Here is a 15,269-nt window from a genome sequence, read left to right as displayed (position 1 = left end):
TCTCCAATCGTTTTTCAGAAGACCGCCTGTTTCAACATGCTCGGGGTTCAGCGCTAGGTAGAACCACTGGCAAAAGTCATTCTTAATCAGATACTCAATGAATTTCTCATGCCACACAGCATCCCTGGGATCACCATCGCCACATTTGCCGCCAAATTCAGTTATTATTATGGGATATCGCAGCTGCTTCTTGACGTAGCCCCAGTTCTGATCCCATATGACATGGAGTTTCTCTGGAAATATGCTCGGGTCGTTGAAATAGTCTTGGACGTACATGTCAGGGCCATAGGTGTTTACCCCGTACATCAGCTTGTTTCTCGGTAGATTAACTGGATAGTCTTTCACTGCTCTGAGGTTCTCGCCCCAATACAAAGAGTCTGGGTAGTACTCCACATCATCTGATTTGGGATTCGTGTAGTGAGTACCCTTGACAACTATCAGCCAGTGGGGAGCAACCTCCAAGATTGCTTTGCCCACTCTCTCAGCAGCTAAGTTCCAATCTGTTTTGGTGTTGCCAATACCCCAAGTGGCTGAGTCTCCTCTTGTGTAGTACCTCTGTCTAGGGCTTACACCATGCGGATTATTGAAAAGTTCTGCACCTATGACATTCCAGTATCTCCCATATCTCTTTGCAACCGAAACCCAAGTGGATATAAAATCCTCTTCACTAAATAAGGGTGTGTACCAAAGAGGTTCCATAACAACACAGCTGATGTTGTGGAAGCTCAGAAGCACATAGAGGCCAAGCTCAGCTGCTTTTGCAATTATCTTCTCAAGTATTGTAGGAGAGTCCAAACCTAGGAGATCTGGGTTAAGGGCATAGTTTATTGAGCGAGCATGTGGAAAAATCCTCGGCTTGACAGAGGCAGGGCAAAATGGTATTCTTATCGCATTGAAGCCAAGATCTTTCACCGTTTGCAGTATCACAAGCCAGTTTCTAATATGGAGCCCTCCTACAACGTGGCTGCGATACTCGAAGCCAATCCAGGTTATGCCCAGTAGGGCAAGAGGATCTTTTTGCTCTCTTCTAACTATGTATATCTCAGAGTCTTCAACTTCGTAATACACATCTGGCATTATTTTCAGCCGCTTTGAGGATTTGATGGAACGGTAAAGGATAGTGTTTCAATGCATTTAGCTAGGACATCATCATATACATTTGTTATGTAGCTCGATGCACTTAAACCAGTTGTTGGCACTCTTGTGCTTGTGACGCTGTGTAGAAGCTTCTCTTGATCACATAAAACCTTGTGTATAATGTCGTATCGCATTGGCTGCATCTGTGTATATATGTTATTCACAAGTTCGAACATTATCGCCAAGCTGGATTTGACATGCATTGATAGGGATTTGAGCATTCTATCAACGAGTACAGGGTCGTAGTACAGATATAGAGATTCAGCTCCATCTAATACAAGGATCTGGATATTGCTATCAATGTAATTGCGCAGAATGGTCTCTAGTTGCTGTGTTGAGTATGTTACAGGGTTCACACTTTCAATGAATGTTGCCTTGTTCAAAATGTGACTTGGTGGTATTTTCATGAGGTTAGCAATATTGCGTATAATACTCCTTATGTTCTCTGGAGAGTCTCTAAATGATACAATTCCATAGTTTACCCCATAGCTATAGATAATTCTTGTTAGAAGTGCCCAGAATGTTCGTGGTATAATATTGCACGTTGCTATCACACCTACGTAACTTCCAGAAGTAAGCCCTCTCCAAACTAAATTGCTACACTCATCGCTGTAGCTCGTTACAGAGGCTGTGTATGGCGGTTGTAGCATTGCTGGCGATAGCAACATTCTCACGCCTCTGCCATCCTCTATGGAGAACGGTATTTCGGCCATTGGAATGGGTTTTCCCCTAAACTTTCTAATCTCCATGAACCTGTGTATCAATCCTTTTTCAATCCTTGTCTTAAAAACAAATACAGCATCAGCTATGAACTCAAGACCCCTCAAATCAACCGTCTCTACAGCAAACGGGAGATCTGCAATCAAGATGAGAAGGGCGTTGGTATTAGACACCAGGTTGTAAAGTGTTGAATGCAAAAATGCTCTAGCCTCATCTGTTGTCATAACATTTAGTATTGGTGTTATCGAGTCTACAACAGCAATTGAGTATCCCTCTCCAAGAACCTTCTGACCTAAAGTTGAAACGGTAAAGTCTAGAAGGTCTTTCCCACTCATAGTTAGCATTTGCACAAATTCAAACAGTTGCTTCTTCTCTGCTAGCTCTAGATCCATGTTGAATCTTTTCATATAGGAGTAGAACTTGGCCTTGGTCTCAGCAAAGCCTAGATAAACACCTTTTATGTTGTATCTCATAATATTCTCGAAGACTATACGAGCAGCAAAAGTTGACTTCCCCGCACCTGGATGTCCGAGAACCAGCACTAGAGATCCTGGCTCTATACCCCCTGCAAGTAACTGATCCAGAACCTCATCACCAAAAACATAGCTCTGCAAGGCAGTGCTTTGCCCCGAGCCTGTGTTCATACAAAGTCATCCACAATATAATTATTCTTACATGGCTATTTCTTATTCTATATATGAAGCTAGCAAGTTAATGTATATATCTTTTAATGAAAATTGGTCCACGGTCAAATGTGTATATAGCTTGATTTAGGTGTAAGTAACTCTGAAGACACTGCCTTGGACTCATAATTCTCCTTAAGCTTGATGAAGCTGATGAGAGTCTGTGAAGAATGTTTGTGGGTTTCGTAGGGTCTTTACTGGTTGATGGTGTAGTTAAGTGGTGCTTAACTTTCAGCCAGTAAAGTTAAGCAGTTTTACGACACTCCATAGGCTGATGAAACCCAATAGAGTCTATATGCTGCATGAGGTGTATATACGCTGTTTTCCTCTATCTCAAAATTGGAAACATTGTATGAACAGCTCCAATCAATTCCTTATCAAATCCAGTTGCAAAACAAATGTCTCAAAAATGCTAATTTATAAGTGTTAGATACCACGCTGTTAGCCCAAAGCGTTTAGTGTTCCAAACTAGTTGAGATGGTTCTGAAGCCAGCTGGATAACTAGCTACTAGGTATACTAGCTGATCGACTTACCTATACACCAACTGGTTCGCTTTATTTCAATACAGATAGTGTACATATTTCAATATTGATCATCATAACACTTCATTATGTCAGTAATTCTCATAATATTCGGCTTATTTAGATATTTTAACGTCTTGGGCTATAACCCGTTTGATAAATCTTGCTTCAGACCCCAAGGCCAGAGGCTATGTCATTTCAATTGAATGAATTTTTTGTAAAGCAATTGAATGATCTTTGAGTATTAGCTACTAATCTAGTCGATATACTAGTGTATCGAACAATGCACAGACAAATTTATTCGTAGTTGCATTACGAGATTGTATTATATGTATGAAAATCATCGATACAATGGTATTGGCTTTGATTATATGGTATGGTGTATAGATCATGTAGATAGTCATCTGAATGGTTTCTCCAGATCTCAAAGCTTTTATATTCCTATAGAGGTATGCAACTCTAGAAGTATGTGGATGTGTGTGATATGGCTGGAGAAAAGGTCTTGTTAAAGCTATCTGGAAAGATTGTGAATCCAGATAGCCCAGAGCTTATCGAGAGGTATGTGCAAGCTATTATAAGAGCTGTTGATAGTGGCAGGAGGATTGCTGTCGTTGTTGGTGGTGGGCAGCAGGCTAGGACATACATAAGATGTGCAAGAGCATTGAGGCTGAATAATGCACAAGCAGATATGATTGGAATCGAGATTGCGCGCATCAATGCGCTTTTGCTTGCATATGCGCTTGGGGACTACGCATATGTTCCCATACCTAGGAGTATAGAGGATGTGCAGAGGGCTTGGAGCACTGGCAAAGTCGTTGTTGTTGGCGGTCTTCAGCCAGGGCAGTCAACAGCTGCTGTTGCAGCTGTGGTTGCTGAGACGCTTGGGATTAGGAGAATGCTTTATGCAACTGATGTGGATGGAGTATATGATAAAGATCCGAAGAGGTTTCCAGATGCAAAGAGATTTGATAGCATATCTATAGATGTGCTTGGACAGGTTATGAGCCAGAGGTTTGAGGCTGGAGGCTACGAGCTTTTGGATCCCATAGCTGTGCAGGTCATTAAAAGAAGTTGTATAGAGGTTGTTGTTTTCAACGGATTTGACTCTGGGAACTTCGAGAGGATCCTCTCGGGGGAGGTTGTGGGCACAAGAATAGTCTCATGTAGATAGATCAGCTGGGCAACACATTTATTAGTCTTGTTGGAGCAAATAGCTTTTGGATGATGTCAATCCCGACCGCTACCGAGTGATGAGGTTGCGGTGGCTGTCTGACAAGCTGTGGTGGGTCTCTTGAGGCTTTTGGTTACGTCTGATACGGGCTTTGAGGGGGTTCTGGCTGAGGAGCTCAAGGAGCTTGCTAACGTTAATATACTTGAAAAGTCGAGTGGCAGGGTATTCATAGATGTTGATAGGGCTAACATTGTGAATGTTTTTCGTTCTCGTATTGCAAACAACATATATTATATCGTAGAGTCTGCAGAAAACGTCTCTACACTTGATGAGATATACAAGATTGTTAGGGGCATAGACTTCACATTGTTTTTAGAGCCTAGCCAATCCTTTGCAATAAGGCCTGAGAGAATTGGTGAACACAGTTTTACGAGTATTGATATAGGTAGGGTGGCGGGGCAGGCTGTGATAGATGGCTATATGCAGGCGAAGGGCGTTAGGCTTAGGGTGAATCTTGATGAGCCTGATGTTGAGATCTATGTAGAGCTCAATGGGAGTAGACTAGTTGTGGCCATTTCACTTACGAGAGAATCTCTCCACAGAAGAAGGTATAGGGTTTTCAGCCATCCAGCAGCGTTAAAAAGTACAATAGCATCTGCAATGCTTAGAATAGCAGGTTGGAGACCTGGGGATGGGCTGTACGACCCTATGTGCGGTGGGGGAACAGTGGCTATTGAAGCTGCTTTAGCTAGTAAGGGTGTGGAGATCCCATGTATAGCGAGGAGGAGTATAGACCTCGGCATGCTGGACAGGCTTTTCCCACAGGTGGTAGACGAAATAGATAAGCTGTGTATGAAGAGCTTGGTTGAGTGGGAGAGGATACACATAGGGGTGGACATAAATCCGAGGTTTGTGGAGGGCGCTGTAATAAATGCGAAGAATGCTGGTGTAGACGACTCTACAATATTCATAGCTGGGGATATGGTAGAGATCACACCGAAGATTAGGGGTTTGGAGCACGAGTTTGGAGTTGAAATGGATATAGCTGTGTTCAACCCTCCATATGGCTATAGGATGAAGCCGGGTGGTCTTGAGAAGCTATATAGAAAAGCTATTGCTGTTCTGAGGGAGAACAGCTTTAGAAAGATCGTATTCATAACATCGGCAACCAAGGTGGCGGAGAGGGTTTTGGCAGGGTTTGACGATGCCCGTATAGAGAGGCTTAGGGTGATACACGGCACACTTCCATCGATTGTCTATAGCATAGACTTCTCACACAATTGAAGCAACAGGTAATAGCATTGCGATATCCTCTAGGCGGTGGTTTGATCAGTTCGTCGCGGGGTCTTCATATTGTGTCTAGCAAACTGTTTGGAGCGGCATCATCATCTCTTCTAGTTGTTGCAGAAAGTGGAAAAGGCTTGGTGGTGTAATAAGCCTATTGCTTTTGTTTTAGATAGTTCCACAGGTAGAGTCTCTTAGGCTCTATGTCTATTCCAAGCTCTTCGAGCTTTAGATAGAGGTTGAGTAGAGCCTCCTCATCGCTTTTAGCCTGTTTTGGCGGGTACTTGAAGTAGAATGCTGATGCCCAGTCCGGGCTTCCCTTAACACCCTTGTCTCTTAACGCCTTTGCCAGTCTAACAACATCTGCTAGGATTGCAGAGGCCATTGCCTTGTCGTCTACTGTTAGCTTCAAATCTATTGTTATTGGGAGCCCCATGAAGCCGAGCACCTTCATGTATATGTATGCGACCTTGGTGTTTCCGAGGAATGGTATGTAGCCGCTTGGACCTGCAAAGAGATTTTCCAATATTTTCTCAGGGTCTGGCTGCGTGGATGCGACAGCCATTGTCTTGCTTATCTTCTTGCTGTGGAGCCTGCTATGATCGAGCATGTTCTTGAAGTCTGTGTTTCCACCGACGTTGAGCTGGTAGGATTCGACGATTTCTCCGCCCCTCATAGCGACTAGGCTTGCAAGGGCTCTGTGAACTATTGTTGAGCCTAGTTGCCCCTTTATGTCATCGCCTAGAACGAGGGTGTTGTTCTCCTCAAACATTTTGCTGTATGCTGGGTCGCTGGCTATGAACTCGGGAATACAGTTAACAAATGCTACACCAGCTTTTGCCGCTGCCTCTGCATAGAATCTAGATGCCTGTGCACTTCCAACTGGAAGAAGATTCACGAGAACATCGACGTTGTTTTCCTCGAGCTCTTTTGCAATTTCGTGGAGGCTTGGCTCGGGCTCGTTGGCGGGCTCAAAATCCTCTCTCATGTGCTCTGCAACACCGTCTAGAACCCTACCCATTCTGACAACAACGCCTGTTCTAGGCACATCGATGTACTTTGGAACCTGGTTTGGCTTGGCGAATATGGCTTCGGAGAGGTCTTTGCCAACCTTGTTTTTGGAGACGTCGATAGCGTATGCGAATCTGATATCATATACTCTGTAATTTCTGATTATGCGGTGTATCAGCCCATCTTCTTTCTCATGTCTCCTATAATACTCTACTGCCTGGATAAACATTGCTGCAATGTTTCCAACGCCAACAATTCCAACTCTAACCATATTTCTCGCCGCAAATATTTCTGCAGAGATATATAAACAGAGAGATATATAAACCTTAATTATAGATCTCGTACAAGCGACCGGCTCTTGAAAAACAGGTGCAAGACTCTATGGAGTCAAAAGCTGTGAGGAGGTTGAAGAGGAAGCTGACTGTGGAAACGCTGTGGATATACGTCGCAAAGGCGCTGATGAATAGAGAGCCTTTGAGGGGCTACGACATTGTGAAAATATTGAGGAATGATATGGGGATAAAGGCATCGACTATAACTATATACAGTGTTGTTTATAGAATGGCTAGAGAGGGGCTTCTAGAGACTGTAAAATCTGGTGGTGAGACTCTATACAGGTTGTCTCAGAGGGGCAGGGAGGAGTTTGAGGAGGCTGTAAAGTTCTTGGAGAGTATAGTAACAATTCTGAGGTCCTAGCATTAGGATGTTAGAGCATTTTTCTTAGCCTTGATAGTAGACCCGAGGTTCTCAGAGGAACGACTATACAGCTGTCAAATAATATGTGCTGAATGGACAGCGCTACCAAGACTCTTTTCACACATCTATAGTCTCCAGTAACCCTTATGATGGCTCTTCTAGAAGCTGTTGAAACAGATGCAACAGTTATGCCACAGTCGATTTTGTCTAGTTCTCCAAGAAACCTTGCCACAATCTTTTCAAGCCCGTTTACAAAACTCTTCAAATCTGTTTTATCGCTGCACACAAACTTTAGCAGAACATATCTCTTCACCCTCCTACTCTTTCTCCTTGTGAGCAACGATAGGGAAAGCTCGTCTAGAAGCGTTGAAACATATTTCCTAACCTTATATGCACAGACAATGGATGTGACTAGCGACGCCAAAGACAGCGCAATGGCTATGAGGAGTAGCACCTCCAATGCTTAGCCACCAAACATTGTTTTCAGCATCTCAAAGGGGTAGACCTCTAGCACCATCCGCCTCTCTCTTTTTGAAAAGCCAATCGAAAAAAGTATTAAGTCGAGGTGGCTAGTGAAAAGCGTTTTGGGATAAGGCTCTACAGCACCAGAAACAACAACACCAACATCGTATTTCAGAGCCCTCTCAATAACATCTCCAAGGATTCTAAACGCCCTCTCCACCTGTGCATACCCCTTTCCATTCTCTCCAAGCATCTTTACGAAATGCCCTAGTGCAACCTCTAGAAATTTTCGCTCATGTGATTGCCTCATAAAGTTTATCTGAGCCTCGTCTACATATTTCAAGGTGCCGGGCGTGATTAGGATGATGCTAGGTCTTCGAATTTTTGCTAGTGTGCGGGCTGACTGTGTATCAAATGGTATGTAAGATGTTATAGCCCCTCCTATGCTAGACTCATGTGGAATAGATTTTCTGCTTACAGGCTTCAAGCTCCTCGGCACTAAAACAACATTGTTTTCGTCTATTAATGGAAGCATGTCTCTGCATTTTTCAAAGAACTTTTCTTCCAAGCCAATCAACCCAGCATTGGCATCGGAATCAATGTACTTTTTAATGTCTTCGCACGAATCAAACAATACAAGCATGTTTGCCTTACTTCTTTGGGCCAAAGAATATCTCCTCTAGAACCTCTCTAACACTATCCAAGGATCTTAGCATGGAAAACGACAAAACGATTTTTACGATGTCGTCGCCTTCGGAAACAAATGGCGTTTTGAGATAGGCGCTCTGCTTATCTATTCTAATAAACACTTTGTTCGATTTCCTATCGTATCTGATCTCAAGGGAGCTTATAATATATCTCCTATCGCTTTCGCTTAGAAGCTTTGCAAGATGCTCCAAAACCTTTTGCGCATCATTGCCGTGGGCTCTGAGCTCAAATCTTGTGATGATGTTGCCGTAGAATCCCTTCATGGTGTCTGCAAGTAGCTGTGCTGAGGATGCTATATCCTGTGGGACGAGGTTAAGCAATGCTTGTTTAACCTTGTTGCAATCCTCGGTAGCGTGGCACAGCGTTGTCAATGTGATTTCTGTTAACAGGGCTTTTCTCTTATCGCTTTCTTGCATATATACCCACTACACAGTTGCAACAATTTTTATCACATCCCCGTCTTTAAGCTCATAGTCTTTACCTATTCTTTGTTTGGTTTTGGCGTTTATTGCGTAGAGAAATCTTTTGCCGAGGTCGGTGTGAACTAGGTATGCAAGGTCTATGGCTTTAGAGCCCTTGGTAACTAGGTATGCATCTGGGAGAACATTTCCCTTGCTATCAGTATACCTATTCTCATCCTCGACTGGATAGACAACAATTTTGTTGAGGCCGTCGAAAACCACGCTATTCAATGCTTTCTGAACCCCGGTACCGCCAATCTCTTTCATTATCTCCCTCAAAAGTTCTAAGCCCTTCAGTTGCTGTTGTGTGAAAGCAGACCTATCCTTTATCACAAAGTCTGGGTCTCCTGGAAGGTACTCGACATAGCCTTTTTCAGCAAATCTTCTAAGCATTAGCTCTCCAAGTGCTGTAACAGGCACTATTATCCTGTTTGGCAATCTTTTGACAAGGTTTTTGTAGAGTTCTCTAGCCTCTGGAACATCGATTTTGTTTGCAGCGATAATAATGGGTTTGGCAATCTCTCTAAGAGTCTTCATAAACATTCTAAGCTCTTCTTCTCTCCAAGACGATGGCTTGGAGTTCTCTAAACCCGTGGCAGCAAGGGCTTTAGCTACATGAGTCCTTGTTATAGATAGTCCAGAGAGCCTCTGGGCCAAGGTGTCGATCACTTGGCTCTGATTCATGGTGTCCAATGCTCTTGCCAGTCGTGGCCAGTCCTTGGATATTATTCCATACATCCACTCATCATATTCCCTCTCAATTTCTATGACATCCTCTATGGGATCTCTATACCCAGGCTTCACAGGCCTTCCATCCTCATCTGTAGAGCCAGACACATCAATAACGTGTATAAGGGCGTCTGCCTGTCTGATTGCATCGAGGAACTTGTTTCCAAGCCCTCTGCCCTTGTGAGCATCTTTAACCAGGCCAGGCAAATCAACTAGAATTATAGGGATAAACCTCTCGCCATTGATGCACAGAGAAGATACTGGACTGCATTTTGAGAGGCCAAGCTCTTTGTGGACACAAGTTCTTCTAACATATGCGATTGCTGTATTGGGCTCTAAGGTCACAAAAGGTCTGTTCTCAATCTTTGTGGGGACAAGTGTGGCTGCGGAGAAGAACGTTGATTTGCCGACATTTGTCTTTCCCAGTAGCCCTATATAGATTTTTGGTATAGGCATAAAACCTTCCCATGGCACTAATTTTCATTACTGCTTAAAACTAGTTATCGATAGACAGTGTAAAAGCTGTAGAGAAAAAGGGTGGCTTTAGTGGCACAATCGATGTATCGTTACATGGCTCTTGCATGGAAAAAACCATACGAAGGTGAACATGGGCAGCTAATGAAGATGAGGCTAATCGAGTGGAGGAGACAGCCATCGATAGTAAGGGTTGAGAAGCCTACTAGGATAGACAGAGCCAGAAGACTTGGATATAAAGCTAAGCCAGGATTCGTCGTAGTTAGGGTTAGAGTTAGAAAAGGTGGTCTAAGAAAACCGCGTCCAAACTCTGGTAGGAGACCAAAGAGAATGGGCATATATGGCCATTCGCCTAGAAAGAATCTGCAACTTATAGCAGAGGAGAGGGCAGCTAGAAAGTATAGGAATCTAGAGGTTCTCAATAGCTACTATGTTGGCGAAGATGGTTTATACAAATACTATGAAGTGATTCTTGTAGACCCACACCACCCAGCGATACTAAGTGACCCCGACATAAACTGGATAGCGAATCCAAGTCAGCGTGGCAGGGTCTTCAGGGGCAAGACCTCTGCTGGCAGAAAGATGAGAGGGTTGCTGGCTGTTAGAGGTCTTAGGGGAACACACAAGTACAAGTGGAAGAAGAAGCAGAAGGAGAGAGAGCTCAAGAAGAGGCATGAGGCAAGCCGTGGTGCAAGGCTTATAGCACCTAAGGAGATCTATGAAGAACTTGGGATAGAGAAATAGAGAGGTTCACTCATCAAAGGGATCTATATAAACGTGCAAAGGTTTTTCATGTGGGTATATCCTTAGCACGCCTGTGCCTCGGTTTGAGAATCTCATAGCATTTTCTATGCCTTTTCTACTAAGGTTGAGATATTTTGCAAGTTTTAGCCAATAGCTTTGCGAAGCTGATGAGAGTGCTAGTAACATTCCACAGCTCTCTATTATGGAGTCTGTATATGGTTTCAGATCATCAATGTTTTGTGTCGCCATTGCAAGAGAGATTCCAAAGCCTCGGCTATACCTTACAAGAACATTCATAAATTCGTCAATGGCATGATGCGTTAAATGCCACAGCTCGTCTAGAACCACTACTCTATTGACTCTACTTTCAAAAAACACCCTAGACTTTTTCAATATCTGCTTCACTATATAGAGTATTGTTATTGCAGAGGCTTTTTTATCTAGAAGAAATATCTTGTGAAGATCTATGATCACGTCTCTTTCCAAGAGCATGTTTAATACATTATGCGGCGATTCATAGACCTTGAAGATACTGAATAATGTGCTAAGAGATTCATATTCATCTATAAGAAGATAACTTGGTACAGCTTCTTCTAGTGTAACCTCGTTGCATTGTTTGCATAGCCTCACAAGAGCATCGTATAGCTGTTCTCTAGTATACGAAGGCATTTTAAAAATACTATTCACTGTGCTTACGAACAATTGCACATCATAGTAGATGGCGTTACTTTCATCGTTACAAGTACATAGAGGTATGGGACTGTGTACAACGTCCCACACATTGAAGGATCTATTTAGAAGAAGCTTCATGTAATCCTCATATTCATTTTTAATGTCAAAGACTGTTATTGGGGCACCGAATTTTCTGCTAAGTCTTGATGCCAGTACTGAAACAGCAACGCTTTTTCCTGAACCTGTTGGACCAACAACTAATATATGTTGCGATGGAGACGCCTCAACATTCCAAGACACTCTCTTACCGAAAACTAGATCCACACCTACATATACATCACTATTGCTATTTTTGTAGTCCGTGGTTTGTGACGGCGATAAGGTAAGAGGCATTATATAAGCGAATGAATCTAGTAAAGTTGTTTTATGTTTGCCCTCAACGAAAATTGATTATTTGACTAATTCTCTCAAGGTCTCTAACGCCCTTTAGTGAAATACCTAGGATCTGCTTGCTTATTCGAGGTATGTTCATAAGCATGTCTTCATGTGCTTTAGTGTCTCTACATATGACTGCTGCAAGAATTGAAGTCTCTATGGGCATCACTCCACTAAGAACGCGTTTTCTAATTTCAATGAGTCTCTCGATCAAGTTTCTGAGCCTGGTATTCGTTTTGTCACTCTCCAACTCAACAAGCTTCATCTGAAGTTTGCTGTTTATCTTCGACAAGTAGCTATCAGGATTCAAGGGGACCACACTAGATATTGTTACTAGTGAGCAGCCTGGAGGTGCCAAGGTGCTGATATATCTCTTTAGGTGGGTGAGGAAATCGATGTACTCCATCTCCTCTATCCTGACAAGGGAATCTTCTACATTATACAATGCAACTAATTTTGTCTCTGAACGGCTATAACATCTATAAACTCCTCTTCTAATCTCTTCGCATTTAAAATCCCTTCCGTGGATTCTCTTGGAGAATAGTCTTGGAAGTGTATAGAGAGTCTCGATAGCATTTTCTAAAAGCTTTATCCGATCGAAGAAACTTGCTAAGGTTTTTCCACCCATCTTCTCAGCCCAGTTAAAGCAGAAACTTTTAAAGCGGTTTTGTGGGCAAGACTAAGCAGAGAACTAAGCTCTATGGGGAACAGAATCAATTTGGGGCCGGAGGGCTCAATTATTGCAAGCTCCTTATAACCTCTGAGAACATCATCTATATTGAGCGGGGTTTCCACAACCCTTTCAGTTTCTGGGGGGATTACCACGTGCTTATCGGATAGAATTATCGTCAATGCAATATCTCTGCACTTGTTTTTGGTCATTACTTTTAGCATTAGATTACCCTTGTATACTATGTTTGAAGATTTGATGTTGTAGCATTTCACAGGAATTAGCAAGCTATATCCAAGTCCGTGTTGCATCATGGTAGTTGAACCGTCGTAGAATTTGGTATAGACCTTGACTTCATAGCGTATCGGCACCTCAATGATACAGTTATCTTTTGCTGGCTTGGCATAAACGAACACCTTAATGTAGTTACATTTGTCTATCCTTATACAGCTGTTACTAACATCATACAGCTTGTCATCGCATAGAATCTCTATGCCAATATTAATATCCTTTAAATTGGGTATTTGAAGGTTGGTTAGACACAAGGAATTTGTTTCAGCCTCTATCTTAGGATTAATAGTGATGTATCTAGCTTTATTGATAAACACCATCTGGTAATGCTTTAAAGAATCCTCTGTTCTGGTGGCATCAGCAAAGCATGTTAACATCGTATTTTTATGGTTTTCCTGAGGCAACAATTTTTTGAGGCATTCCATGAGACTTTTACGCAAGTCCTCATTACAGACAAGTGGGATACCATTTAAGACTGTTACAAGGTCAAAAATCAAGGCTTTCTGGGTGTCTACTTCATGTTTCTCTCTGCTGATTTTTAGGGTTTTTTCCAGGGAATCCACAATTCCATTTGCTGTTGTCGTGAGAATTGTTTTATCTTTTAAACCATCCTTGATTAATACTATCGTAGAGTATGCATCAAGATGCCTTAATTCAAAGTGTAGATTACCTCCTGGCCAAAATTTTATAGGATAGCCAGGCGAAAAAGGCCTTAGCATTACTGCAACGTCTTTGCCGCTACGGAGTTCACGAATTTTTGGCCTAGAATTGAGAAGGTATCTCACATTCAATTTAATGAGTCTGCCCAATACATCTATACATAAAATGTTATTAGAATCAGTAGCGATGCAGTGTACAAGGGTTGTTGGGCTATCGCGAAGTTTCTCTAAGCGGATCTTTTTGTCAGTTGTCTCTATGCTGTATACAATGATTCTGTTCTTGTTTAGTAAAATCAGATTGGAATCTATTAATACAATGTCTTTTGCAGATGCTTTTATAGAGATCAGCGAATTGTTGTTTATGTCGATTAGCTCTATTCCACTATCATTTTTTAGAGCTATGTAGCCATGTAAAACATCATTGTATATGTTGGCTCTTCTATCGACTCTTGCTAGAATTCTTAGCGAATCTCTGTTAGGGTTATACAGAACAAGTTTATTGTTGATTCTCCCAAGACAAGCATCATCGTCAATGAATAGTGCATCATCTAATTTAAAGGGAGTTTCATAGATGTTTTCCTCTTTTTTAGAAACATGAACTAGTAGTGACATCCTCGGAGAGTTAAACACTATGGTGTTTAAACCCATGTTAGCGCTTTCTATGATGAATCCACTCTTTTTATACTGAATAGAATACCCATACAATCCATCGCTAACTATGAAAATATTTTCATCATCTGACACACATTGTAATACCTTGTAATTGCTGGAATCTTGATAGAATACATTTTTGCATTGTGTTATCTCGTCCATTGTTGTAGGATTCTTGGCGACAGCAAGAATATCTCGGTTCTTTACAACATAACTGTGATCCCCTTGTGGCAAGATGTAATAGGGTTTTTCAACGTCATATTCATTTACTGTTCCATTGTTTCGAAATTGAAGAATCTTAGCCATGTTTCCCCTGGGTGACAATAAGATGCTGCTATCTTCTGTGTATGTCAGGATTCTGCTATATTCTTTCAAGTCTAGTTGAAAGCCTTCACTCTTTTTGTCCAGTACAATGCTATACACCCTAGCTTTATCACCATATCTGCATATAAATGGTGCATTTGAAAAGAGTAGAAGATCAGAATAAAATACAATATGTGGATGTGAAACTAAGTTTTGATCAAATACCCTAACCAAATTCCATTTATGAGAGTACAATGTGAGCCTGCACGACCTGGTTATAACAGATTCGCCAAGTTCTATAATGGCAATATGTTTCATAGATCCCTATTAATAGGAGGGGTTAAAGTAATGTACATTACGATTAGTCTGCCTCCTTATAATACCCTTTGCGAAATAATGAGGATATCGGTGAATTGTTTTTGACCCCCCGGGAAAAGCTGTTGACGATACTAAACGCATTAAAAGATAGAATAGCATCACCAAGTGATGTAATAGCTGCAACTGGTTTACCTAGATACGAGGTCTTAGCATCATTCCATATCTTAGAGGCTCTAAACATAGTTGAGGTTGTTTACATCAGAGGCAACTATAAAATCTATAGGCTTTCTGAAACAGGGAAAAAACTTCTAGACATTCTTTTAAGTAACAAGAGCTTTACCTTCACAGTCGAGTCTGGCTCAGACGCAGGTCAAGTGATAAATACAGAGGGTAGCGCACTAGCAAGCAATTCTGTAGAAGCAAATGTAGCTACAGCTTAGAACAAAGAAGGATTTTTAGTCTGAGTTT

The 15,269-nt window shown here is 42.0% G+C and carries 16 protein-coding genes; 6 read left to right on the top strand and 10 right to left on the bottom strand.

The genetic code is table 11. The annotated features are described in order from the left end of the window. Window positions 1–1,077: glycoside hydrolase family 5 protein (locus tag QW284_05500; GenBank protein MEM0339120.1), on the bottom strand; the 1,077-nt coding region annotated here is incomplete at its 3' end. Between the two features lie 5 nt (window positions 1,078–1,082). Then, on the bottom strand, window positions 1,083–2,501 hold the full coding sequence (locus QW284_05495) for an ATPase domain-containing protein (GenBank protein MEM0339119.1): 1,419 nt from the start codon (window positions 2,499–2,501) through the stop codon (window positions 1,083–1,085). 1,045 nt (window positions 2,502–3,546) lie between these two features. Here QW284_05495 and pyrH point away from each other — a divergent pair. The 3 genes from pyrH (at window position 3,547) to QW284_05480 (ending at window position 5,666) form a co-directional block, all read left to right on the top strand. Then, window positions 3,547–4,233: a UMP kinase gene (gene pyrH / locus QW284_05490; protein MEM0339118.1), complete on the top strand. Its 687-nt coding sequence runs from the start codon at window positions 3,547–3,549 to the stop codon at window positions 4,231–4,233. A 120-nt stretch (window positions 4,234–4,353) separates the two neighbouring features. Then, window positions 4,354–5,517, top strand: a complete 1,164-nt coding sequence (trm14, locus tag QW284_05485; protein MEM0339117.1) for a tRNA (guanine(6)-N2)-methyltransferase — start codon at window positions 4,354–4,356, stop codon at window positions 5,515–5,517. 17 nt (window positions 5,518–5,534) lie between these two features. After that, complete coding sequence (locus QW284_05480) at window positions 5,535–5,666, top strand: hypothetical protein (protein MEM0339116.1); 132 nt, start codon at window positions 5,535–5,537, stop codon at window positions 5,664–5,666. 5 nt (window positions 5,667–5,671) lie between these two features. Here the strand turns inward: QW284_05480 and QW284_05475 are convergent, their stop codons facing one another. Continuing rightward, on the bottom strand, window positions 5,672–6,799 hold the full coding sequence (locus tag QW284_05475; GenBank protein ID MEM0339115.1) for an inositol-3-phosphate synthase: 1,128 nt from the start codon (window positions 6,797–6,799) through the stop codon (window positions 5,672–5,674). Window positions 6,800–6,909: 110 nt separating this feature from the next. Between QW284_05475 and QW284_05470 the strand changes: the two genes are divergently transcribed. Next, window positions 6,910–7,224 (top strand): PadR family transcriptional regulator, encoded by a 315-nt coding sequence (locus QW284_05470; GenBank protein ID MEM0339114.1) that lies wholly within the window; start codon window positions 6,910–6,912, stop codon window positions 7,222–7,224. A gap of 10 nt (window positions 7,225–7,234) precedes the next feature. Here the strand turns inward: QW284_05470 and QW284_05465 are convergent, their stop codons facing one another. Genes QW284_05465 through QW284_05450 form a run of 4 tightly spaced genes read right to left on the bottom strand, consistent with a single transcriptional unit; the run spans window position 7,235 to window position 10,040 of the window. After that, window positions 7,235–7,678, bottom strand: coding sequence for an Rpp14/Pop5 family protein (locus tag QW284_05465; GenBank protein MEM0339113.1), 444 nt, complete (start codon window positions 7,676–7,678; stop codon window positions 7,235–7,237). 9 nt (window positions 7,679–7,687) lie between these two features. Beyond that, a complete protein-coding gene (locus QW284_05460; protein MEM0339112.1) occupies window positions 7,688–8,353 on the bottom strand; it encodes a hypothetical protein in 666 nt (221 codons plus the stop codon). Continuing rightward, a complete protein-coding gene (locus QW284_05455) occupies window positions 8,337–8,810 on the bottom strand; it encodes an RNA-binding domain-containing protein (GenBank protein MEM0339111.1) in 474 nt (157 codons plus the stop codon). The genes QW284_05460 and QW284_05455 overlap by 17 nt, the downstream gene beginning before the upstream one ends. A 9-nt stretch (window positions 8,811–8,819) precedes the next feature. Continuing rightward, on the bottom strand, window positions 8,820–10,040 hold the full coding sequence (locus QW284_05450; GenBank protein ID MEM0339110.1) for a redox-regulated ATPase YchF: 1,221 nt from the start codon (window positions 10,038–10,040) through the stop codon (window positions 8,820–8,822). A 90-nt stretch (window positions 10,041–10,130) separates the two neighbouring features. Between QW284_05450 and QW284_05445 the strand changes: the two genes are divergently transcribed. Continuing rightward, window positions 10,131–10,802: a 50S ribosomal protein L15e gene (locus tag QW284_05445; protein MEM0339109.1), complete on the top strand. Its 672-nt coding sequence runs from the start codon at window positions 10,131–10,133 to the stop codon at window positions 10,800–10,802. A 6-nt stretch (window positions 10,803–10,808) separates the two neighbouring features. On the opposite strand, the gene QW284_05440 is transcribed toward QW284_05445, so the two are convergent. From QW284_05440 to QW284_05430, 3 genes are read right to left on the bottom strand one after another with little or no spacing between them, the layout of a single operon-like run. Beyond that, window positions 10,809–11,867, bottom strand: coding sequence for a DUF87 domain-containing protein (locus QW284_05440; GenBank protein ID MEM0339108.1), 1,059 nt, complete (start codon window positions 11,865–11,867; stop codon window positions 10,809–10,811). 43 nt (window positions 11,868–11,910) lie between these two features. Continuing rightward, complete coding sequence (locus QW284_05435; GenBank protein MEM0339107.1) at window positions 11,911–12,537, bottom strand: hypothetical protein; 627 nt, start codon at window positions 12,535–12,537, stop codon at window positions 11,911–11,913. Next, the gene (locus QW284_05430) at window positions 12,519–14,801 is read right to left on the bottom strand and encodes a hypothetical protein (GenBank protein MEM0339106.1); all 2,283 of its coding nucleotides are present in this window, start codon (window positions 14,799–14,801) and stop codon (window positions 12,519–12,521) included. Before QW284_05430 ends, QW284_05435 begins: the two co-directional genes overlap by 19 nt. 101 nt (window positions 14,802–14,902) lie before the next feature. Between QW284_05430 and QW284_05425 the strand changes: the two genes are divergently transcribed. After that, a complete protein-coding gene (locus QW284_05425; protein ID MEM0339105.1) occupies window positions 14,903–15,241 on the top strand; it encodes a hypothetical protein in 339 nt (112 codons plus the stop codon). Window positions 15,242–15,269: the final 28 nt, after the last annotated feature.

Source organism: Ignisphaera sp. (assembly GCA_038735125.1).
GTDB lineage: Archaea > Thermoproteota > Thermoprotei_A > Sulfolobales > Ignisphaeraceae > Ignisphaera.
Note: the sequence above shows the minus strand (reverse complement) of the source record. Positions and strands in the feature narration are given on the sequence as shown.

Coding starts and splice junctions, on each gene's coding strand:
- QW284_05470 (MEM0339114.1), top strand. CDS start 6,910: ATGGAGTCAAAAGCTGTGAGGAGGTTGAAGAGGAAGCTGACTGTGGAA.
- QW284_05495 (MEM0339119.1), bottom strand. CDS start 2,501: ATGAACACAGGCTCGGGGCAAAGCACTGCCTTGCAGAGCTATGTTTTT.
- QW284_05475 (MEM0339115.1), bottom strand. CDS start 6,799: ATGGTTAGAGTTGGAATTGTTGGCGTTGGAAACATTGCAGCAATGTTT.
- QW284_05430 (MEM0339106.1), bottom strand. CDS start 14,801: ATGAAACATATTGCCATTATAGAACTTGGCGAATCTGTTATAACCAGG.
- QW284_05450 (MEM0339110.1), bottom strand. CDS start 10,040: ATGCCTATACCAAAAATCTATATAGGGCTACTGGGAAAGACAAATGTC.
- QW284_05455 (MEM0339111.1), bottom strand. CDS start 8,810: ATGCAAGAAAGCGATAAGAGAAAAGCCCTGTTAACAGAAATCACATTG.
- pyrH (MEM0339118.1), top strand. CDS start 3,547: ATGGCTGGAGAAAAGGTCTTGTTAAAGCTATCTGGAAAGATTGTGAAT.
- QW284_05435 (MEM0339107.1), bottom strand. CDS start 12,537: ATGGGTGGAAAAACCTTAGCAAGTTTCTTCGATCGGATAAAGCTTTTA.
- QW284_05440 (MEM0339108.1), bottom strand. CDS start 11,867: ATGCCTCTTACCTTATCGCCGTCACAAACCACGGACTACAAAAATAGC.